This window comes from Cellulosimicrobium sp. GQ32, from assembly GCF_059758455.1.
In genome coordinates, this window is sequence record NZ_JCAXEP010000014.1 from 23,528 (window position 1) to 44,006 (window position 20,479).

21 protein-coding genes and 1 tRNA gene are annotated in these 20,479 nt (G+C 74.6%); 11 read left to right on the forward strand and 11 right to left on the reverse strand.

The window, feature by feature from the left end; all coding sequences use genetic code 11:
* Positions 1–91 precede the first annotated feature (91 nt).
* The 7 genes from AC6CH9_RS18500 (at position 92) to AC6CH9_RS18530 (ending at position 7,827) form a co-directional block, all read left to right on the forward strand.
* Positions 92–1,402: a TrpB-like pyridoxal phosphate-dependent enzyme gene (locus AC6CH9_RS18500; RefSeq protein WP_498156208.1), complete on the forward strand. Its 1,311-nt coding sequence runs from the start codon at positions 92–94 to the stop codon at positions 1,400–1,402.
* 71 nt (positions 1,403–1,473) lie between these two features.
* Positions 1,474–2,244, forward strand: coding sequence for a tRNA (guanosine(46)-N7)-methyltransferase TrmB (trmB, locus tag AC6CH9_RS18505; RefSeq protein WP_498156209.1), 771 nt, complete (start codon positions 1,474–1,476; stop codon positions 2,242–2,244).
* A 185-nt stretch (positions 2,245–2,429) separates the two neighbouring features.
* Positions 2,430–2,780 carry a DUF485 domain-containing protein gene (locus tag AC6CH9_RS18510; RefSeq protein WP_498156210.1) on the forward strand — a complete coding sequence of 117 codons (351 nt, stop codon included), beginning with the start codon at positions 2,430–2,432 and terminating at the stop codon, positions 2,778–2,780.
* On the forward strand, positions 2,777–4,423 hold the full coding sequence (locus AC6CH9_RS18515) for a monocarboxylic acid transporter (protein ID WP_498156211.1): 1,647 nt from the start codon (positions 2,777–2,779) through the stop codon (positions 4,421–4,423). The genes AC6CH9_RS18510 and AC6CH9_RS18515 overlap by 4 nt, the downstream gene beginning before the upstream one ends.
* A gap of 171 nt (positions 4,424–4,594) precedes the next feature.
* On the forward strand, positions 4,595–5,161 hold the full coding sequence (locus tag AC6CH9_RS18520; RefSeq protein ID WP_498156212.1) for an AAA family ATPase: 567 nt from the start codon (positions 4,595–4,597) through the stop codon (positions 5,159–5,161).
* A 65-nt stretch (positions 5,162–5,226) separates the two neighbouring features.
* On the forward strand, positions 5,227–6,807 hold the full coding sequence (locus tag AC6CH9_RS18525) for a dihydrolipoyl dehydrogenase family protein (RefSeq protein ID WP_498156213.1): 1,581 nt from the start codon (positions 5,227–5,229) through the stop codon (positions 6,805–6,807).
* A 96-nt stretch (positions 6,808–6,903) separates the two neighbouring features.
* On the forward strand, positions 6,904–7,827 hold the full coding sequence (locus AC6CH9_RS18530; protein ID WP_498156214.1) for an ATP-grasp domain-containing protein: 924 nt from the start codon (positions 6,904–6,906) through the stop codon (positions 7,825–7,827).
* A 95-nt stretch (positions 7,828–7,922) separates the two neighbouring features.
* Here AC6CH9_RS18530 and AC6CH9_RS18535 read toward each other — a convergent pair whose 3' ends face one another.
* The 4 genes from AC6CH9_RS18535 to AC6CH9_RS18550 all read right to left on the reverse strand — a co-directional run bounded on the left by AC6CH9_RS18535 (position 7,923) and on the right by AC6CH9_RS18550 (position 11,142).
* Positions 7,923–8,843 carry an ABC transporter substrate-binding protein gene (locus AC6CH9_RS18535; protein WP_498156215.1) on the reverse strand — a complete coding sequence of 307 codons (921 nt, stop codon included), beginning with the start codon at positions 8,841–8,843 and terminating at the stop codon, positions 7,923–7,925.
* 96 nt (positions 8,844–8,939) lie between these two features.
* The gene (locus tag AC6CH9_RS18540; protein ID WP_498156216.1) at positions 8,940–9,674 is read right to left on the reverse strand and encodes an ABC transporter permease; all 735 of its coding nucleotides are present in this window, start codon (positions 9,672–9,674) and stop codon (positions 8,940–8,942) included.
* Complete coding sequence (locus AC6CH9_RS18545) at positions 9,671–10,312, reverse strand: ABC transporter permease (protein WP_047233210.1); 642 nt, start codon at positions 10,310–10,312, stop codon at positions 9,671–9,673. Before AC6CH9_RS18545 ends, AC6CH9_RS18540 begins: the two co-directional genes overlap by 4 nt.
* A complete protein-coding gene (locus AC6CH9_RS18550) occupies positions 10,309–11,142 on the reverse strand; it encodes an ABC transporter ATP-binding protein (protein ID WP_498156217.1) in 834 nt (277 codons plus the stop codon). The genes AC6CH9_RS18545 and AC6CH9_RS18550 overlap by 4 nt, the downstream gene beginning before the upstream one ends.
* Positions 11,143–11,367: 225 nt before the next feature.
* Here AC6CH9_RS18550 and AC6CH9_RS18555 point away from each other — a divergent pair, with 225 nt between their 5' ends.
* Complete coding sequence (locus AC6CH9_RS18555; RefSeq protein ID WP_498156218.1) at positions 11,368–12,009, forward strand: LysE family translocator; 642 nt, start codon at positions 11,368–11,370, stop codon at positions 12,007–12,009.
* Positions 12,010–12,087: 78 nt separating this feature from the next.
* Here AC6CH9_RS18555 and AC6CH9_RS18560 read toward each other — a convergent pair.
* The 3 genes from AC6CH9_RS18560 to AC6CH9_RS18570 form a co-directional block, all read right to left on the reverse strand.
* Positions 12,088–12,163 (reverse strand) — tRNA-His (locus tag AC6CH9_RS18560).
* A gap of 76 nt (positions 12,164–12,239) precedes the next feature.
* Entirely contained in the window at positions 12,240–12,881 is a 642-nt protein-coding gene (gene orn, locus AC6CH9_RS18565; RefSeq protein ID WP_498156269.1) for an oligoribonuclease, read from the reverse strand.
* Between the two features lie 243 nt (positions 12,882–13,124).
* Positions 13,125–13,274 carry a hypothetical protein gene (locus tag AC6CH9_RS18570; protein WP_498156219.1) on the reverse strand — a complete coding sequence of 50 codons (150 nt, stop codon included), beginning with the start codon at positions 13,272–13,274 and terminating at the stop codon, positions 13,125–13,127.
* 207 nt (positions 13,275–13,481) lie between these two features.
* On the opposite strand from AC6CH9_RS18570, the gene AC6CH9_RS18575 reads away from it, so the two are divergent.
* From AC6CH9_RS18575 to AC6CH9_RS18585, 3 genes are read left to right on the forward strand one after another with little or no spacing between them, the layout of a single operon-like run.
* Positions 13,482–14,225, forward strand: coding sequence for a phosphatase PAP2 family protein (locus AC6CH9_RS18575; protein ID WP_498156220.1), 744 nt, complete (start codon positions 13,482–13,484; stop codon positions 14,223–14,225).
* 44 nt (positions 14,226–14,269) lie between these two features.
* Positions 14,270–14,947: an ArsR/SmtB family transcription factor gene (locus AC6CH9_RS18580; protein ID WP_498156221.1), complete on the forward strand. Its 678-nt coding sequence runs from the start codon at positions 14,270–14,272 to the stop codon at positions 14,945–14,947.
* A complete protein-coding gene (locus AC6CH9_RS18585; protein ID WP_498156222.1) occupies positions 14,944–16,266 on the forward strand; it encodes an MFS transporter in 1,323 nt (440 codons plus the stop codon). Before AC6CH9_RS18580 ends, AC6CH9_RS18585 begins: the two co-directional genes overlap by 4 nt.
* A 115-nt stretch (positions 16,267–16,381) precedes the next feature.
* Here the strand turns inward: AC6CH9_RS18585 and AC6CH9_RS18590 are convergent, their stop codons facing one another.
* The 4 genes from AC6CH9_RS18590 to AC6CH9_RS18605 form a co-directional block, all read right to left on the reverse strand.
* Complete coding sequence (locus tag AC6CH9_RS18590; protein ID WP_498156223.1) at positions 16,382–16,981, reverse strand: energy-coupling factor transporter transmembrane component T family protein; 600 nt, start codon at positions 16,979–16,981, stop codon at positions 16,382–16,384.
* Positions 16,978–17,640: an energy-coupling factor ABC transporter ATP-binding protein gene (locus AC6CH9_RS18595; RefSeq protein ID WP_498156270.1), complete on the reverse strand. Its 663-nt coding sequence runs from the start codon at positions 17,638–17,640 to the stop codon at positions 16,978–16,980. The genes AC6CH9_RS18590 and AC6CH9_RS18595 overlap by 4 nt, the downstream gene beginning before the upstream one ends.
* Before the next feature lie 155 nt (positions 17,641–17,795).
* Positions 17,796–18,992: a thiolase family protein gene (locus AC6CH9_RS18600; protein ID WP_498156224.1), complete on the reverse strand. Its 1,197-nt coding sequence runs from the start codon at positions 18,990–18,992 to the stop codon at positions 17,796–17,798.
* A complete protein-coding gene (locus tag AC6CH9_RS18605) occupies positions 18,989–20,467 on the reverse strand; it encodes a class I adenylate-forming enzyme family protein (RefSeq protein WP_498156225.1) in 1,479 nt (492 codons plus the stop codon). The genes AC6CH9_RS18600 and AC6CH9_RS18605 overlap by 4 nt, the downstream gene beginning before the upstream one ends.
* Positions 20,468–20,479 lie beyond the last annotated feature (12 nt).

A 20,479-nucleotide genomic window follows, 5' to 3' on the forward strand; every position in this document is an offset into this window, starting at 1 on the left:
GCGGCCTCGGCGGACCCCGATGCACGCGTCGTCGGCCCAGCGGCCCTCCCTCTCGTGTACCCCGAGCACCCCCTGAGCTGGAGCCCCCAGAATGACGACACAGCAGTCTCCCGTCCCCGTCCGGTCCCTCGAGCCGACCGGCGCCGAGGTGCCCTCGACCGTCCCGACGCACTGGTACAACCTCGCCGCCGACCTGCCCGAGCCCGTGCCGCCGCACCTGCACCCCGGGACGCGCGAGCCCCTCACCCCCGACGACCTCGCGCCGCTGTTCCCGCTCGCGCTCGTCCAGCAGGAGGTGACGAACGAGCGCTACGTCGAGATCCCGCAGACGATCCGTGAGATCTACGCGCTGTGGCGACCGTCGCCGCTCGTGCGCGCGCGACGCCTCGAGCGGGCCCTGGGGACCCCGGCCCGGATCTACTACAAGTACGAGGGCGTGAGCCCGGTCGGCTCGCACAAGCCGAACACCGCGGTCGCGCAGGCGTACTACAACGCGCTCGAGGGCACCACCAAGCTCACGACCGAGACGGGCGCGGGCCAGTGGGGCGCGTCGCTGTCGTTCGCGGGCGCGCTCCTCGGGCTCGACGTCGAGGTGTGGCAGGTGCGCGCGTCGTACGACTCCAAGCCGTACCGCCGTGCGCAGATGGAGGTCTACGGCGGGATCTGCCACCCGTCGCCGTCGGACCTCACCGAGGCCGGGCGCGCGATGCTCGCCGCCGACCCGGAGACGACGGGCTCGCTCGGCATGGCGATCAGCGAGGCCGTGGAGACCGCGGCCAAGGACCCCGCGGCGCACTACGCGCTGGGGAGCGTGCTCAACCACGTCATGCTGCACCAGAGCGTCATCGGCCAGGAGGCGCTCGTCCAGCTCGACGAGGCGGGCGAGGGCACCCCCGACGTGGTGTTCGGGTGCGCGGGCGGCGGGTCCAACCTCGCGGGCCTGACCTTCCCGTTCCTGGGCCGCAACCTGCGCGAGGGCACGACGACGCGGCTCGTCGCGTGCGAGCCGGCCGCGTGCCCGTCGCTCACCCAGGGCGAGTACCGGTACGACTTCGGCGACGTCGCGGGCCTCACGCCGCTGCTCAAGATGCACACGCTCGGCAAGGACTTCGTCCCGCCGGCGATCCACGCGGGCGGGCTGCGCTACCACGGCATGTCGCCGATGGTGTCGCACGCGGTGAACCTCGGGCTCATGGAGGCGACGGCCGTCGAGCAGGACGACGCGTTCGCCGCGGGGACGCTCTTCGCGCGCAGCGAGGGCATCATCCCGGCGCCCGAGTCGACGCACGCCGTCGCGGCCGCGATCGCGCACGCGCGCGCGGCGACCGAGCCCGAGGTGATCGTGCTCGGGCTGTCGGGCAACGGCATCCTGGACCTGCCGGCGTACGCGGCGTACGTCTGACGGGCGCCCCCGGGCGCTTCCGGGCGCCTCGCGCGGTAGGTCCTCGCGCGGGGCGCCCGTACCCTGGTGCGATGCCCGACCCGACCCCCGACACCCTCGACGACCGCCCGCGCTACCGCACGCAGCCCGTGTCGTTCGTGCGACGCAGCGGGCGCCTCGCGCCGCGCCAGCAGCGCGCGTGGGACGAGCACCGGGACCGCTACGTGGTCGACGTGCCGCGCGACGTCGCGCGGACGTCGGTCGACCCGGCGTACGAGCTCGACGTCGCGGGCACGTTCGGGCGCGACGCGCGCCTCGTCGTCGAGATCGGCTCGGGCCAGGGCGAGGCCGTGGTGGCCGCGGCCGAGCGCGAGCCGGGGACCGACTTCCTCGCGGTCGAGGTGTACGCCCCGGGTCTCGCGCAGACCGTGCTGCGTGCGTCGCAGCGCGACCTGACGAACGTGCGGTTGGTCCAGGCGAACGCGGCCGAGCTGCTGGCCACGACGCTGCCCGCAGGAAGCGTCGACGAGCTGTGGGTCTTCTTCCCCGACCCGTGGCACAAGTCCCGCCACCACAAGCGGCGCCTGGTGACGCCGTCGTTCGCGGCGCTCGCCGAGCGGGTGCTGCGGGCCCCGGGCGAGGAGGGCGGCGCGCGGCCCGGTGGGACGCTGCGCCTCGCGACGGACTGGGCCGAGTACGCAGAGCAGATGCTCGACGTGCTCGACGCCGCGCCCGGGCTGCGCAACGTCCACGGCCCGGGCAACGTCGCGCCGCGCTTCGAGGGCCGCGTGCTCACCGGGTTCGAGCGCAAGGGTGAGAACGCGGGCCGCGTCATCACCGACCTGGAGTACGTGCGCGTCTGACGCGGCGCGACCCGGCGCCCGACGGGCCGCGCCAGGTCCTTGCGGACAGAAGTGATCTACGGCACATTGTGCCGGGGGTGAACGTCGCCCCGGGCACGCAGTGTCGCGTGCGGTCGCGTCGACAGGTGGCCGTCAGCGGGGTGCGGGCTCTGTGTCAGTCAACGGAATGAGCCAACGGAGGCGTCATGACCGACGTGACGGCCGTCCCCGGACCGGGGCCCGCCGACGAGACCGACTACCAGCGCGTGCAACGCTCGCCCGAGTTCCAGGACCTGCGCAGACGCTTCCGGAACTTCGTGTTCCCCATGACCGCGCTGTTCCTCGTGTGGTACTTCGTCTACGTCCTGCTGGCGAACTACGCGCACGACTTCATGAGCATCCGGGTGTGGGGGAACATCACGGTCGGGCTGCTCTTCGGCCTCGGCCAGTTCGTGTCCACGTTCGCGATCACCATGATCTACGCGCGCTGGGCCAACAAGCGCTTCGACGCGGCGGCGGACGAGCTGCGCCGGGAGATCGAGGAGGACGAGCTGTGAGCGCCCACCTCGTGGCCGCGGAGGCCACCGACGTCGGGAACCCGGTCGTCAACGTCGCGATCTTCGGCGTCTTCGTCGCCGTGACCCTCGTCATCGTGCTGCGCGCGTCGCGGCAGAACAAGTCCGCCGCGGACTACTACGCGGGCGGTCGCTCGTTCACCGGGCCGCAGAACGGCACCGCCATCGCGGGCGACTACCTCTCGGCCGCGAGCTTCCTCGGGATCTGCGGGGCCATCGCGATCAACGGGTACGACGGCTTCCTCTACTCGATCGGGTTCCTCGTCGCGTGGCTCGTCGCGCTGCTGCTCGTCGCCGAGCTGCTGCGCAACACGGGCAAGTTCACGATGGCCGACGTGCTGTCCTTCCGGCTCAAGCAGCGCCCCGTGCGCATGGCGGCGGCGCTCGCGACCCTGGCCGTCGTGTTCTTCTACCTGCTCGCGCAGATGGCGGGCGCGGGCGGGCTCGTTGCCCTCCTGCTCGGCGTCTCCTCGACGGCGGGGCAGAGCGTCGTCGTCGCGGTCGTGGGCGCGCTCATGATCCTCTACGTGCTGGTCGGCGGCATGAAGGGCACCACGTGGGTGCAGATCATCAAGGCCGTGCTGCTCATCGCGGGCGCCGCGGTCATGACGGTATGGGTGCTCGCCACGTTCGGCTTCAACCTCTCCGACCTGCTCCAGGGCGCGATCGACAAGGCCGGGGCGGGAGGCGAGGCGCTCATCGAGCCGGGCAAGCAGTACGGCGCGACGGGCACGACCAAGCTCGACTTCCTCTCGCTGGCACTGGCCCTCGTGCTCGGCACGGCCGGGCTGCCGCACGTGCTCATGCGCTTCTACACCGTGCCGTCGGCCAAGGAGGCCCGCCGCTCGGTCGTCTGGGCGATCTGGCTCATCGGCATCTTCTACCTGTTCACGCTCGTGCTCGGGTACGGCGCCGGGGCGCTCGTGGGGCCGGAGACGATCAGCGCGGCACCAGGCGGCGTGAACTCGGCGGCACCACTGCTCGCGTTCGCGCTCGGCGGCGAGATCCTGCTCGGGTTCATCTCCGCTGTCGCGTTCGCGACGATCCTCGCCGTCGTGGCGGGCCTGACGATCACCGCGGCGGCGAGCTTCGCCCACGACATCTACGCCAACGTCATCAAGCGGGGCGAGGTGAAGCCGGACGGCGAGGTGAAGGTCGCGCGCATCACCGTCGTCGTCATCGGGATCCTCGCGATCCTCGGCGGCATCTTCGCCCAGGGCCAGAACGTCGCGTTCCTCGTGGCGCTCGCGTTCGCGGTCGCGGCGAGCGCGAACCTGCCGACCATCCTCTACTCGCTGTTCTGGAAGCGGTTCAACACGTCCGGGGCGCTGTGGAGCATGTACGGCGGGCTCGTCTCGTGCATCGTGCTCATCGCGTTCTCGCCCGTCGTGTCCGGCAAGGTCGACCCCGTCACGGGCGCGAGCCTGTCGATGATCAAGAACACCGACATCGACTTCGCGATCTTCCCGCTGAGCAACCCCGGCATCGTCTCCATCCCGCTCGCGTTCCTGCTCGGGATCGTCGGGACGATGCTCAGCAAGGAGAAGCCGCACCCGGAGAAGTTCGCCGAGATGGAGGTCCGCTCGCTCACGGGCGCGGGCGCCGAGAAGGCGGTCACGCACTAGCGGGACGCTCCTGCGCTCTGCACGAGGACACCCCCGGTCCGGTCGGACCGGGGGTGTCCGCACGTCCGGTGGTCCGGTCGACGCGCGCGTCGCCGTCCCCCCGGGCCGCCGCCGTCTCCTCGCGCCGCAATCCTGTCGCCGTGGGCACGGCCGGCGACGTACGGTCGCGCCATGGCCTCTCCGACCCCACCCGACGCGGTCGCTCCCGCGGGGAGCCCGGCGCCCGTCCTCGTCGTCACCGGCGCGATGGCGTCGGGCAAGTCGACCGTCGCCGAGGCGCTCGCGCGGACGTTCCCGCTCGCGGCGCACGTACGCGGCGACCTGTTCCGCCGGCTCGTCGTGAGCGGTCAGGCGTCGATGGCGCCGCCCCTGTCGCCCGCGGCCCGAGCCCAGCTCGACCTGCGGCAGCAGCTCGCGGCGCAGGCCGCGGACACCTACGCCGCTGCCGGCGTGGTCGCCGTCGTCCAGGACATCCTGCTGGGGCCCGACCTGGAGCGGTTCACGGCGCGCGTGCGCACCCGCCCGTGCTACGCCGTCGTGCTCGCGCCCGACGCCGCGGCGCTCGCCGCGCGCGACGAGGCCCGGCACAAGCAGGCGTACGGAGAGTGGACACCGGTCGAGTTCGCGGCCGCTGCGCGCGAGACTCCCGGCGGCCTGCACCTCGACACGACCGGGTGGTCCGTCGCCGAGACCGTCCGGCAGGTCCTCGACCGGCTCGACGAGGCGCGCGTCGCGTGAGCCCGCCGGCGAGCGCGCCGACGTCCCGTTGGGCGCCGACCGCGACACCGCGTGAGGATGGGCCCATGACGAGCGACCCGCAGCAGGAGACCGCGCCCGACGAGACCTACGACGTGATCGTGATCGGCGGCGGGCCCGTCGGGGAGAACGCCGCCGACCGCGCCGGGCGCACGGGCCTGAGCGTCGCGCTCGTCGAGGCCGAGCTCGTCGGCGGCGAGTGCTCGTACTGGGCGTGCATCCCCTCCAAGACGCTCCTGCGGCCCGGCGCGGCGCGCGCCGAGGCGCGGGGCGTCCCCGGGGTGGGCGTCGACGACGCGCTCGACGTCCCCGCCGTCCTCGCGCGCCGCGACGCGATGGTCGCGGACTGGGACGACGGCGGCCAGGTCTCGTGGGTCGAGGGTGCGGGGATCGCGCTCGTGCGCGGCCTGGGCCGGATCGTCGGGCCGCGCCTCGTCGAGGTCGTCGCCGAGGAGCCCGACGCCGACCCGGACGGACTCCCGCGGACGCGACGGCTCGCGGCCCGGCACGCGGTGATCGTGGCGACGGGGAGCGTCCCCGTGCTCCCGGACGTGCCCGGACTCGTCGACGCGAACCCCTGGACGAGCCGCGAGGCGACGGCGGTCGAGGACGTGCCGGAGTCGCTCGCGATCGTGGGCGGGGGAGTGGTCGCGACCGAGATGGCCGTCGCGTTCGCCGACCTCGGGTCCCGAGTCACCGTGCTGTCGCGCGGTGGCCTGCTCGGTCGCACCGAGCCGTGGGCGGGCGAGGCGGTCGCCGCGTCCCTCCGGGAGCTCGGCGTGGACGTGCGCCTCGGCGTGGGCACCGAGTCGGTCGAGACCCTGCCCGACGGCGGGGCGCGCCTCACGCTGTCGGCCGTCGGGTCGCGGCGGGGCGAGGGCGGCGTCGTCGGGGCGCCGGACCTGTCGCCCGTGACCGCGGATCGGGTGCTCGTCGCGACCGGCCGTGTGCCGCGGACCCAGGACCTCGGCGTCGACGCGGTCGGGCTCGTCCCGGGGCGTGCGCTCGACGTCGACGACACGATGCTCGTCCGAGGGGTGGCGCCGGACGACGTCGAGGGTGCCGGCGGCTGGCTGTACGCCTCGGGCGACGTCACCGGGCGGGTCGCGACGACCCACCAGGGCAAGTACCAGGGCCGGGTAGTGGGCGACGTCGTCGCGGCCCGGTTCGGCGACCCGGACACTGACGGAGCGCCGACCGCGGGGGAACGGGCGCCCGCCGTCGGGTCCGCGCCCGAGCCGTGGTCGCGGTTCGCGGCGACGGCCGACGGCGTCGCGTCCCCGCAGGTCGTGTTCACACGTCCCGAGGTCGCGGCCGTCGGGCACACCGAGGCGTCCGCGCGCGAGGCCGGGATCGACGTGCGGGTCGTGCGGTACGACCTCGCGAACGTCTCCGGCGCCGCGGTGCGCGCCGAGGACTACGCCGGCAGCGCCCAGCTCGTCGTCGACGCCGCGCGCGAGGTCGTCGTCGGCGCCACGTTCGTCGGCCCCGACGCGGCGGAGATGCTGCACGCCGCGACGATCGCCGTCGTGGGCGAGGTCCCGCTGCGGCGCCTGTGGCACGCGGTGCCGTCCTACCCGACGGTGAGCGAGGTCTGGCTGCGCTTCCTCGAGGAGTACGGGCTGTAGCGCGTGACGTCGCGGTCGGCGAGGGAGCGCCCTCCAGGCCGGGCACGTCGCCACGGCCGGTGCCCGCGCGGCGGTCCTGTCCCCTAGGCTCGGGGCGTGACGACCGAGACCCCAGCCCCGCGCGTCGCTCTCGCGACGTGCTCCGTCCTGCCGCACCTCGACCCCGACGACGCGCCGCTCGTGCGCGCGCTCGACGCCCGCGGAGTGGCCGCGCAGCCCGCCGTCTGGGACGACCCGGACGTCGACTGGGACGCGTTCGACGCCGTCGTGGTGCGCTCGACGTGGGACTACTCGGCCCGGCGCGACGAGTTCGTCGCGTGGGCGACGCGCGTCACGCGCATCCTCAACGCGGAGGCCGTGCTGCGCTGGAACACCGACAAGGGCTACCTGCGCGAGCTGGAGGGCGCGGGGATCCCCGTCATCCCGACGCTGTGGCTCGACCCGGCGCGCAACCTGTCCTCGCGCGCGATCCACACGCGCCTGCCCGCCCAGGGCGACTTCGTCATCAAGCCGGTCGTCAGCGCGGGCGCCAAGGACACCGGCCGGTACCAGGCCGGCGAGGCGCACTCGCGCGGGCTCGCGATCCAGCACGCGAAGAACCTGCTGGTCTCGGGCCGCGAGGTCATGGTGCAGCCGTACGTGACGAGCGTCGACACCGCGGGGGAGACGGGCCTCGTCTTCGTCGACGGGGAGTTCTCCCACGCCGTGCGCAAGAACGCGCTCCTCACCGGCCCGCACCGCCCGACCCGCGGCCTGTACCAGCAGGAGGAGATGAGCCCGTTCACCGCGACCGAGGAGCAGCTCGACGTCGCGCGACGGGCACTCGTGGTGGCGGCCGACGCGGTCGGCGGCGGGGACGTCGCGAGCTTCCTGTACGCGCGCGTCGACGTCGTGACGGGCAACGACGGCGGAGTCGTCGTCATCGAGCTCGAGCTCACCGAGCCGTCGCTGTTCCTCGCCCTCGCCCCGGGATCGCTCGACCGGTTCGCCGACGCGATCACCGCGCGCGTCGCGCACTGACGTCGTGCACCGACCCTCGCGGGCCGGCTGCCGGCCCGCCCGCGACCGTGGCCCGTCCCGGACCGGGGCGGGCCACGATCCTGCGGGGCGAGAGGTCAGGCCAGGCCGTTCTCCGACAGCCAGTCCGCCGCGATGTCCTCGGGCGAGCGCTGGTCCTCGGTGGACTCCACGTTCAGGGCGACGAGGCCCTCAGGCGTGAGCGCCGCGCTGACGGGGTTGATGACGTCCGCGATCTCGTCGGCGATGTCCGCGTTGACGAGCGGCACGACGTTCGAGGCGAGGAACAGGCCCTCCGGGTCCTCGAGCGTCACGAGCTTCTCGGTCTGGATGCGCGGGTCGGCGCTGAACACGTTCGCGACGTTCACCGTGCCGGCGACGAGGTCCTGGACGGTCGTGTCTCCCGTCGCGACGAACGACACGTCGACGCCGTACACGTCCTTGAGACCCTGCGGGCCGTAGGGGCGCTGCTCGAGCTCCGCGGGCCCGCCGAGCGTGAGCGGCACGTCGAGGCCCGCGAGGTCGGCGATGCTCGTGACGTCGTGCTCCGTGGCGAACGCCTCGGTCACGTTGTACGAGTCCTGGTCGGTCGCGCTCGACTGGTCGAGGACGGTGAGCCCGTCGGGCAGGGCCTCCTGGAGCGCGGCGTACACGTCGTCGGGGGACGTCGCCGTGGTCTCCGGGTCGAAGAACTGGAGCAGGTTGCCCGTGTACTCGGGGAAGAGCTGGACCTCGCCGCTCTCGAGCGCGGGCATGTAGGCGTCGCGCTGGCCGATCGAGAAGTTGCGCTCGACGGTGAAGCCCTTCGCCTCGAGCGCCTGGGCGTAGATCTCGGCGATGATCTCGTTCGAGTAGTACGCCTGGGAGCCGACGACGATGGTGTCGGACGCCGCGCTCCCACCGTCGGAGGTCCCGGTGTCGGCGTCGAGCGGGTCGGACCCGCCGCCGCAGGCGGTGAGCGTGAGGACGGCGGTCGCCGCGGCGGCGACGAGGGCGGCGGTGCGTCGGGTGGTGCGCATGTGTCTGCCTTTCTGAGAGCCGTCCCGGGGACCGGGAGGGACTGGGAGAGGTCGGTCGGGCGGCGGGCGGAGCGACGGGCGGTCGGGACCCGCGTGTCAGGCGGTGGTCGGTGCGGGGACCCGGCGGCGGCGCCGCCGGGCAGGTTCGTCGTCCGAGGAGCGGCCCGCGGTCACGCCGCGCGGCACGACGACCCGCTGGAGGATCGCGAACAGCGCGTCGAGCACGACGGCCAGGACGACGATGACGAGGGCGGCGCCGAGGATCTGGGAGAAGTCGCGGATCTGGATGCCCTGCACGATGTAGAAGCCGAGGCCCCAGTTTCCGACGTACCCCGCGAGGGTCACCGTCGCGACGACCTGGAGCGTCGCGGAGCGCAGGCCGCCGATGAGCAGCGGGAGCCCGAGCGGCACCTCGGCCTTGAACAGCACCTGCCACCCCCTCATGCCGACGGACCGGGCGCCGTCGACGACGCGCCGCTCGACGGCCTCCACACCCGCGTAGGCGCCCGCCAGGATGGGTGGGATCGCCAGCAGGACGAACGCCGTCGTGGATGCCGCGATCTTGTGGGTCACGCCGAGGACGAGGACGAGGAGGAGGACGAGCCCGAAGGACGGGACAGCACGGGCCGCGCCCGAGAGGGCGACCGCGAACTCCCGCCCGCGTCCGGTGTGCCCGATGGCCCAGCCCGCGGGGATCGCGATCGCCGCGGCGATCAGCACCGAGACGAACGTGAACGCGAGGTGCGTCCAGATCGCCTCCGGGAGAGGGAGAGCGCCGGTCAGCCGGTCGGGCGAGAAGATCCAGGCGACCGCGTCGGAGAAGAGGTTCATGCGCGCACCTTCCGGGACCACGGCATGACCGCTCGCCCGGCGAGCACGAGCAGCAGGTCGACGAGGAGGGCGATGACGACGACCGCGACGACGCCCGAGAGGATCTCGGCGACGATCTGCCGCTGGTAGCCGTTGGTGAAGAGGTACCCGAGGTTGTCGATCCCGATGAGGATGCCGACCGTCGCGAGCGAGATGGTCGACACCGCCGTGACGCGGAGCCCGGCGAGCACGACCGGGCCCGCGAGCGGGAGGTCGACCTGCCAGAAGCGGCGCCACGGCCCGTACCCGACCGCGAGCGCCGCCTGCCGCACCGTCGGGTCGACCGAGGCCAGGGCGTCCGCGACGAACCGGGTCATGATCGCCACGGCGTAGATGGTCAGCGCGACGACCAGGTTGAGCTCGGACAGGAAGCTGATGCCGAGGAGCGGTGGGAGCAGCGCGAACAGCGCGAGCGACGGGATCGTGTAGAGCAGCCCGACGAGCGTGAGCACGAGGCCCCGCGTGAGGCGGAACCGGAAGGCGAGCCAGCCCAGCGGGATCGAGACGAGGAACCCGAGCACTATGGGCAGCACGCACTGGCTCAGGTGCTCGACCGTGAGGCGGCCGATGAGGTCGAGGTTGTCCAGGACCCAGGTCATGCGCTGCCCTCGACGAGATCGTCGACCAGGACGCCCTGCGTGCGGCCGGTGCCGTCCACGAGCACGGTCCCGTGCTCCGTGCGCTTCGTGTGCAGCGCCCGGGCGCCGCGCTCCGCCCCGATGAAGCTCGCGACGAACTCGCTCGCAGGATTCTCGATGATCTCGCTGGGCGACCCGATCTGAGCCACCTGCGCCCCCTTCTCGAGGATCACGACCTGGTCGCCGAGCAGGAAGGCCTCGTCGATGTCGTGCGTGACGAAGACGACCGTCTTCTCCAGCTCGCGCTGGAGCCGGATCGTCTCCGTCTGGAGCTCGGCACGCACGATCGGGTCGACGGCACCGAACGGCTCGTCCATGAGGAGGATGTTCGGGTCCGCGGCGAGCGCGCGTGCCACGCCGACGCGTTGCTGCTGCCCACCCGAGAGCTGGCTCGGGTAGCGGTCCGCGAGCGCCCGGTCGAGGCCGACGGTGTCGAGGAGCTCGAGCGCACGCTCGCGCGCCTGGCGTCGCGGCGTGCCCTCGAGGCGCAGGACCGTCGTCACGTTGTCGACGACCTTGTAGTGGGGGAGCAGGCCGCCGTTCTGGAGGACGTACCCGATGCTGCGGCGCAGCTTCACGGGGTCCCGGTCGAGGATGGAGGCGCCGTCGATCTCGATCGTGCCCGACGTGGGCTCCACCATGCGGTTGATCATGCGCAGGAGCGTCGTCTTGCCGCTCCCGGACGACCCGACGAGCACCGTCGTGCGGTGGGGCGGGATCACCAGGTCGAAGTCCGCGACCGCCGCCGTGCCGTCCGGGTACGTCTTGGTGACCGATCGGAACTCGATCATGGGGCGCTGCCTCCCGACAGTCGGTGAACGGCCTCCACCCAACCACGACCGCGGTTCGGCCAGTCAAGCGCAATGCCTCGCGTCTCACAGACCGTACGACGAACCACCGACACGTCGCACTCGCACCGGTACGTCGGCTTCGCGTCGTGGCACGCCCGTGGCTCCACCACGGGCCGCGTGGGATTCTCCCGTGACGCTCGTCACGTTCGGGCCTATCGTGGCGCTGTGCCTCACCTCGACTCCTTGCTCGCCTTCTCGCTCGCCTCGCTCGTGCTCGTCGTGGTCCCCGGCCCGAGCGTGCTCTTCGTCGTCGGCCGGTCGCTCGCGCTCGGGCACCGGGGCGGAGTCCTGAGCGTCCTCGGCAACGAGCTCGGCGCGCTGACGCTCGTCGTCGCCGTGGCCCTCGGGGTCGGCACGATCGTCGCGACGTCGGTCGCCGTCTTCACGGTCGTCAAGCTCTTTGGCGCGGCCTACCTCGTCTACCTCGGCGTCCAGGCGATCCGGCACCGGCGGGAGGGGGCCGTCACGGTCGCGGTCGCGCCCGTGCGCGAGCCGTGGTGGCGCGTCGTGCGGCAGGGCTACGTCGTCGGCGTGACGAACCCGAAGACCATCGTGTTCTTCGTCGCGGTCCTGCCGCAGTTCACGGACTTCCACGCCGGTCGCGTGCCCGCCCAGATGATGGTGCTCGGGCTGGTCTTCACGGTGATCGCGTTCGTGTGCGACAGCGCGTGGGCGCTCGCGGCGGGAGCGGCACGGTCGTGGTTCGCCTCGTCGCCCCGCCGCCTGAGCGCGGTCCGCGCGACGGGCGGGGGCATGATGATCGGCCTGGGCGGCGTGCTCGCCGTCGCCTCGCACCGCACCACCTGAGACGGGCGCCGAGCACCCGGGGAGACGGGGAGACGGGGCGAGGGCCGGGCTCCGACTCGGAGACCGGCCCTCGCCGTCTGGGGTGAGTAACGGGACTTGAACCCGCGACCCCCTGGACCACAACCAGGTGCTCTACCAGCTGAGCTATACCCACCATGACCGGCGCGTGAAGCACCGGCCGTCGAAAAGTGTACCTGGTCCGGGAGGGCCTCCCGGACCGCTTTTCGAGGTCAGGAGTCGGCGGACCCTGTGACGGTGGCCACGGAGGTCGCGGCGTCGTCGGCGGGTCGGGTCCGACCGCGCGTGACGCTCGTCGCCACGACCTGCTCGGCGACCTTGCGCGCCGTCGCGGAGTCGGGACCGGGCTGGGGGACGAACACGGCGGCACGGTAGTAGCGCAGCTCGTCGATGCTCTCGAGGATGTCCGCGAGGGCGCGGTGACCGCCGTGCTTCTCCGGCGACGAGAAGTAGGCGCGCGGGTACCAGCGGCGAGAGAGCTCCTTGACGGACGACACGTCGATGATCCGGTAGTGCAGGTGGCTCATGAGCGCGGGCATGTCGCGGTCGAGGAAGCCCTTGTCGGTGCCGACGGAGTTGCCCGCCAGCGGTGCCTTGCCCGGCTCGGGGACCCACGTGCGGACGTAGTCGAGGACGCGCTGCTCGGCCTCGGCGAGCGTCAGGCCCCCGTCGAGCTCGTCGAGCAGCCCGGAGGTCGTGTGCATCTGCCGGACGAAGTCGCCCATCTGCTCGAGCGCCTCGGCCGGAGGCCGGACGAGCACGTCGACCCCGTCGCCGAGCACGTTGAGCTCGGAGTCGGTGACGACGGCGGCGACCTCGACGAGGGCGTCGGCGCCCAGGTCCAGCCCGGTCATCTCGCAGTCGATCCAGACGATGCGTTCGTTCGCGTTCACAGGACTCACGGCCCACAGCCTAACCGCGGTGCGCGCGACGGCTCGGCGTGCCCGAGACGCGGAGCACGGCGGCGCGCGAGGCAGGGGCGCACGACGAAGGCCCCGGCTGTCCGGTCCACGGGGGTCCGGACGGTCGGGGCCTTCGGCGAGGTGTGCCGCCGCCTGTCGGGGAGGTTCCCCGGCCCGGCGAGCGGTCGGTGCGCGTCATGCGGAACGGCGCGGCAGGCGGGCCTGCCGGGTGTTCGCCGGGACGCGGGTCGTGGTGCGGCGCAGCTGCGACCGGCGCAGGGTCTGCTCCTGCAGCTGCTCGCGACGGCTGAGGGCCGCCACGTCGTACGTGATCAAGGGATGCATGGTCTGCTCTCGTGACGCTGGGTTCGTGGGTCTGGCCGGACCCTCCACCGCCCGGTACGGACCGGACGGACGTCACCGCGGTGTGGGTACATACGACCACGGTCATCGTGGGCGGTGCATCCCTTTTTCGCCACGAGCGTCGGGTGCCGGTGCACGACGGCGGTCGGCCGCGCTGCGCGGTCGGCCCGCCGTGCGTAGCCTCCGGGGATGAGCGCGGCGGACGGGCAGTCAGGCGGCAGGACGGGCGAACGGCGCGGCGTGTCCGCGCGCGAGGTCCTGGCGAGCGTGTGGCCGGGCGTGCTCCTGGTGCTCGCCGGGGTCGCGGGGTTCGCGCTCCTCCTGGACGCGGTCCGTGACCAGGACGACCTGTGGCGCCTCGACGAGCCGCTGCTCGCGTGGATGGTCGCGCACCGCACCCCGGTCGCGACGGGCGTCCTCACGGTGATCACGACCGTGTCCGGCCCGTTCGTGCTCCCCGTCCTCGTCGCGGTGGGGTGCGTGGTGTGGGCGCGCCGCACGGGGACGTGGTGGGAACCCGGGCTGCTCGCGGGGGCCATGGTGCTCGCGACGCTGGTCTCGACGGTGCTCAAGGCCGCAGTCGCGCGGCCGCGGCCGCCCGACGTCTCGATGGTCGTCGCCGGGGTGGAGCGGTCGTTCTCCTTCCCGTCCGGGCACACGATCGGGGCGGCGACGCTCGTCCTCGTCGGTGGCTACCTGGTGTGGCACCGCCACCACGACGGCCGTGTCCTGGCGGTCTGGGCCGCGGCGTCGGTCGTGGTGATCGGTGCCGTGGCGCTGAGCCGGCTCTACCTCGGCTACCACTTCCTCACCGACGTCCTGGCGGGCCTGTCGCTCGCCGTGGCGGTGCTCGGCATCGTGGTCGCGGTCAGCCGCGCCCACGACCTCGTGGTCGCGCGCCGGGAGGATCCCGGAGCGGCAGGGGCTCGCTAAAGAACTCTTGCGCAAGAACTCTTTCGTGAATTACCGTGGCGGGCATGAGCACACCAGCCGACCCGCCCGCCGGCTCGCGGGACGCCGCGGCCTCCCCGGCCGGCCCCGGCCCGGCGTCGTCGGAACGCCTCCCGCGCGGTCCGCGGCCCGAGCACGGGCAGGTCGTCGCGACCGACCCTGCGACCATCCGGGCGCTCGCCCACCCGCTGCGCCTGCGGATCCTCGCGCTGCTCGACGACGAGGGCGAGGTCACCGCGACCCGGTGCGCCGAGGTGACGGGCGAGTCCGTCGCGAGCTGTTCCTTCCACCTGCGGATGCTCGCGAAGTACGGGTACGTCGAGCCCGCGGAGCGGCGCGGCAAGGAGCGGCCGTGGCGCTCCGTCGGGCGCGGACGCCAGACGAAGTTCGACCCCGACGTGCCGGAGTCCCTGCACGCCGCGGGCGCGGTGGCGACCCTCATGCTGGACCAGGAGACGGCGCGCGTCCGGGCGTGGATCGCCGGGTCCGGTGCCGACGACCCGCAGTGGCTCCTCGCCTCGACGATGACCGGCGCGTCCTTCTACGCGACGCGCGAGGAGCTGGACGCGCTCGCGCGCGAGGTCGAGGCGCTCACGGACCGCTTCCGGGGGCGCTGGGACGACCCGTCGCTCCGTCCCGCAGGGGCGCGTCGCGCGCGCCTCTTCTCGATCGTCAACGCCGACCTCCCGGAGGCCCGGCGATGAGCACGCCCCCCGAGCCGACGGCCGTCACCGCACGGACCGCGCCCGAGGACGTCCCCGCGACGGCCGAGGAGACCGTCGCCACGACCGTCCCCGCCGCTGCTCCCGGCGACGCCCCGGGCCCTCGCGACGCGCTGCGCTCCCGCCCCTTCCGCCTCCTGTCGGTCGCGTGGGGGTTCACGAACTTCGCCGACTCGGTCCTCGCGATCATCCTCGCCGTGTGGGTCAAGGACCTCACGGGCTCCAACGGCGCGGCCGGGCTCGTGTTCGCGGCGCTCGGCCTGCCGGCGCTCGCGTCGCCGCTCCTCGGCCAGCTCGCGGACCGGGTGTCGCGACGGCGGATGCTCGTCGTCACGTACCTCGTCGGCGCGGTGAGCCTGCTCGCCCTCCTCGCGGTCCGCGGGCCCGAGCAGGTCTGGCTCGTGTTCGTGGTGACGGTCGTCTACTCGGGAGTCGGGTTCGCGACGGCGGCGGCCCAGGCCGGCCTCGTGCGCGACATGCTCCCGGACGAGGCGATCGCCCCCGCGAACGGTCGGCTCACGACCATCGACCAGGTCTTCCGCCTCCTCATGCCGGTCGTCGGCGCGGGTGCGTACGCGCTCGCCGGCGCCTGGCCCCTCGTGGTCGCGGCCTCGGTCGCGTTCGCGGTCGCGGGGACCGTGATCGGCCGTATCCGCCTCGTCGAGACGCCGCCGACCCCCGCCGCCGAGCGCGAGCCCTACCTGGCCGAGCTGACGGCGGGCTTCCGCCACCTCGTGCGCACGGCGCCGCTCGGCGTGCTCACGCTCGCCATGCTCGTCGCGTTCGCGGGGGTCGGGCTCCTGAACGCGGTCAGCCTCGCGATCGTCGAGGACGGGCTGGGCCTGCCCGCGGCGCTGCTGGGCCCGATCTCCTCCGTCCAGGCCCTCACCGCGATCGTCGCGGGGCTGACGGCGGCCCGGCTCGTCGCGCGGTGGGGCGCGCAGCGGCTCGTCGCGCTGGGACTGATCGTGCTCGCGCTCGGCATCGTCCCCGCGACGGGAACCAGCGCCGTCGCGATCGTCCTCGGGCTGGGCGCGGTCGGTCTCGGCGCGACGTGGTCCATCGTCGGCTTCGTCACCGAGCGGCAGCTCCGCACGCCTCCGGGGCTCCAGGGGCGCGTCGCCGCGGCGAGCCTGCTGCTCGTCAACGTCCCGCAGCTCGTGCTGACCGTGGTCGGTGCAGCACTCGTGGGCGCCGTCGACTACCGCGCCCTGCTCGTCGTGACCGTGGTCGGCATCCTCGTCGCCGCGGTCGTCTCCCTCCGGGGCCACCGCGCCACCGGCGAACCTGCGGCCCGCTGAGAGCGCCCTCTCCGCGAGGTAGAGGCCTGGTACGCCGAGGTAGAGGTCTGGTCCTGACCACGGGTCCACCTCGCGAGACCACGGCTCTCCGTCGGCACGACGGCGGGACGGGCCGTCAGTCGTCGAGGCCGCGGGCCCGTAGCGCGTCGCCGAGCGCGTCGGCCTGGCGCAGGGCGCCGACGACGAGCGGGACCGCGTAGGCGCGGACGTCGTGCTCACGGCCACGCGCCCGGCAGGCGTCGCGCACGCGCCGGGCCAGGGCGGCGACGACGGGGACGCAGCGTACGGCGAGCGACAGGACGAGGGCCGCGCGGTCGACGTCGACGCCGAGGCGGCGCAGCGGCCGCAGCCCCCGCTCGATCGCGGCGAGGACGGCGGACGTCCGGGTCGTGAGCAGCACGAGCCCCGCGAGCGCGACGAGCGCGACGAGCCGGGTCGTGAGCACGACCGCGGGCACCGGCCCCAGGGCGAGCAACTGGACGGCGAGGAGCACGGGCACCACCAGGCGCAGGGGCCGGACCTGGTCCCACGCCGCGCCCGGGCCCACGCCCGCGACCGCGTAGAGCGCACCGACGACGAGGACCACCGCGCCGACACCCGCCGGCGACGACACCAGGAGCACGACGGCCGAGGCCGCCGCGAGACCCACGAGCTTCGCCCCGGCCGGGGCCCGGTGCAGCACCGACCTTCCCGGCCGGTACGTCCCCGGGGTCACGGCGACCCCCCGTCGACGAGGCGCAGGTAGTGCGCGACGGCGGGGCCCGGCTCGTCGTCCGCGACGACCCGCCCGTCGTCGACGACGAGCACACGGTCCATCGCGTCCATGAGCGCCAGGTCGTGCGAGACGAGCACGACCTGCTGGGGGAGCGCCGCGAGCTCGGCGGCGAACCGTCGGGTGTTGCGCAGGTCGAGGAGCGTCGTGGGCTCGTCGGCGACGACGAGCCGCGGCCCGGCGGCGAGCACGGACGTGAGCGCGAGGAGCTGCTTCTGCCCGCCCGAGAGGAGGTGGGCGGGGTGGTCCGCGTGGTCCGCCAGGCCGCGCGCGGCGAGGGCAGCCCGCACGAGCGCGTCGCGCTCGGCCGGAGCACGGCGGCGCAGCGAGTAGGCGACGTCCTCCGCGACGGTCGGCATGACGATCTGGGCGTCCGGGTCGGTGAACACGAACCCGACGCGCTTGCGGACCGCCGCGCCGTCGCGGCGGGTGTCGAGCCCGTCGACCAGGACGCGGCCCGCCGTCGGCACCACCAGCCCGTTGAGCAGGCGAGCGAGCGTGCTCTTGCCGGAGCCGTTGGCCCCGACGATCCCCACGCGCCGCTCGCGCAGCTCGAGGTCGATCCCGCGGAGCACGTCCCGCTCGCCGAGGCGGACCTGCACGTCCTCGAGCCGGACCGTGCAGCCGGGCCCGGGTGCCTCCGGGCCGGGAGTGCCCGACGTGCCGGTCCCCGCGACCGCGCGGGGCGTCTCCACGCGCGCGGTCTGGGCGCCCTCGACGGCGTCTCGTCGCCGCAGCCGGGCCCGCGCTCTCGCGATCACCGGACGACCTCCAGCACGGCCGCGACGCCCAGCCCGCCACCGACGGCGGCCGTCGCGAGGCCGAGCGTCCCGGCCGGCGCGCCCGCGCGGACGAGCCGGGAGAACAGCCGCACGACCGACACGGCGCCGCTCGCGCCCCACGGGTGCCCGAGCGCGAGCGCGCCGCCGTCGGCGCAGAGCCGTGCGTCGTCGTGGGGGTCGCCGAGCGGGTCGAGGCCGAGCGCGTCGGTCACCGCGAGGACCTGCGCGGCGAACGCCTCGACGACCTCGACCGCCGCGACGTCGTCGAGCCGCGCGCCCGCGCGGTCCAACGCCGCGCGCACCGCGGGGACCGGGCCCCACCCGGGCAGGGCGGGGTCGCACCCGACCGTCGCGGACGCGAGCACGCGCAGGCCGGGGGCACCGAGGCCGCGACGGACGCGCTCGGGCACGACCGCGACGGTCGCCGCGCCGTCGCTCACCGGGCTCGCGGTGGCCGCGGTGACGGTGCCGCCGGGCGTGAACGCGGGGGACAGCCGGGCGAGCACCCCGGCGTCGAGGCGCCGCGCCCGCTCGTCGCGCGCGAGCGACCTCCCCGGCGCGCCGACCCGGACGGTCTCGGCCGCGAACCGCCCGCCCGCGTGCGCCGCCAGGGTGCGCGCGTGGCTACGCAGCGCGTACGCCTCCTGGCGCTCCCGGGTCACGCCGCGGCGGCGCGCGAGCTCGTCGGCGGCCGCGCCCATGCCGGGGTCGGCCCACGGTGTCGGCGCGAACGCGGCGCGCGCGTACGCGACGTCGCCCCACGCCGTGCGGTGCGAGCGGGCGGGGGCGCGCGACGCGCTCTCGGTCCCGCCCGCGAGGACCAGGCCGGCCTCGCCCGCGCGGACCTGCTGCGCGGCGAGGAGCACCGCCGCGAGGCCGGAGGCGCACTGGCGGTCGACGGTGAGGCCCGGGACGGTGGCGCCCAGGCCTGCGGCGAGGGCCGCGACGCGCGCGACGTTCCCGCCCGGCCCGGTGCAGCATCCCAGGACGACGTCCGCGACGTCGTCCTCGACCCCCAGCGCGCGCACGTCGCCGAGCGTCGCGCCGAGCGCCCCGGCCGCGAGGTCGACCTCGGACAGCGACCGGTGCCCGTGCCCGGCCGTCCCGACCCACGTGCGGCGCGCCGCGACCACGACGGGCGCGTCGTCCGGCGCACCTCGGTCCGCGCTCATCGCAGCGGCTCCAGGCCCGACCGCGCGGGGTCGGTGCCCCCCAAGGCCTCGCTCACGGCGCCGCGCGCGGCCTTGCCCGACGGCGTCCGGGGCAGCGCGCGCGTGCCGTACCAGCGCCGCGGCCGCTGCGCCGGGGCGAGCGCCGCGCGCGCGACCCGCTCCAGGTGGGCGCGCAGCCCCGGCCGGTCGTCGCACTCCACGACGGCGCTCACGACCGCGCCGAGGCGACGGTGCGCGGTCCCGAGCACGACGACGTCCCGGACGCCCGGCACGGCACGCAGCACGACCTCGACGTCCTCGGGCACGACGGTCGACCCGCCGGTGAGGATCGCCCCGTCCCCGCGGCCGCGCAGCACGAGCCTGGCAGGGGCTTCCCCGCCGGGCGCCGACGCGGGCGCGGCACCCGGCGCGGGCTCGGGCAGGGGGTCCGCGAGATCGCCGACGGTGCTCCACGCGCCGTCGCGGCGCAGCGGCCCCGTGGCACGCGCGAGGTACCCGCGCGAGACCCAGGGCGAGCGGACCCAGACCTCACCGACGCTCGCCGCGGGCAGCGGCCGCACGGCCAGGTCGACCCCGGGGAACGCGCGCAGCCCCGACCCGTCCGGGTCGTAGGCGACGAACGACAGCTCGACCGCGCCGTAGTACGCGAGCACGTCGATGCCCAGAGCCGCGGCGCGAGACCGCGCCCCCGGGGCGAGCGACGCGCCGCCGACGACCGCGTGCCGTAGCCGCGACGGCGCTCCCGCCGCGACGGCGTCGAGCACGTCGTCGAGGACCTGGGGCACGAGGTGCACGACGTCGCTGCTCGCGAGCGCGGAGGTCGTGGCCGCCGGGGTGCGCGTGAGGTAAGCGCACGCCCCGACGGCGAGCGTGTGCACGGCCGCGAAGCAGTAGAGGGACGACGCGAGCGGCCCCGGGACGAGCACGGTGTCGGTGGGGCGGAGGCGGAGGAGCCGCGTGACGTCGTCGAACGACCCCACCCACGACGCTCGGGTGCGCACGACCGCACGCGGGCGGCCCGTGCTGCCCGACGAGAAGCCCGCCCACGCGAGGTCGTCCGGGGCGGGCGCGTGGCCCGTGCCAGGGCTCGCACCCCCCTGCTGGGCGAGCCCCGGCACGAGGTCGGGGCCGGCGCCGGTCCCGCGCGGCAGCGGCACCTCGACGAACGTGCGGGGGGCCAGCGTGCGCAGCACCTCCGCGCGGTGCGCGCGCGGCCACGCCGCGTCGCACACCAGCGGCGTCGCGCCGGCGTGGTCGGTGGCGAGGACCGCCGTCAGCAGGTCCAGCGGGTCGGGCAGGGACACGGCGACGAGGTCGCCGGGACGCGTGCCCGTCGCGGTGAGGTGCGTCGCGCCCGCACGCACGTCCGCGGCGAGCGCGGCGTAGGTGCGTGACCGCTCGGGGGTGCGCAGGGCGGGACGGTCGCGCACCGCCGGGTCGGCGGCGTGCGTCAGGACCTGGTGGGCGACGGGCACGCGGACACTCTC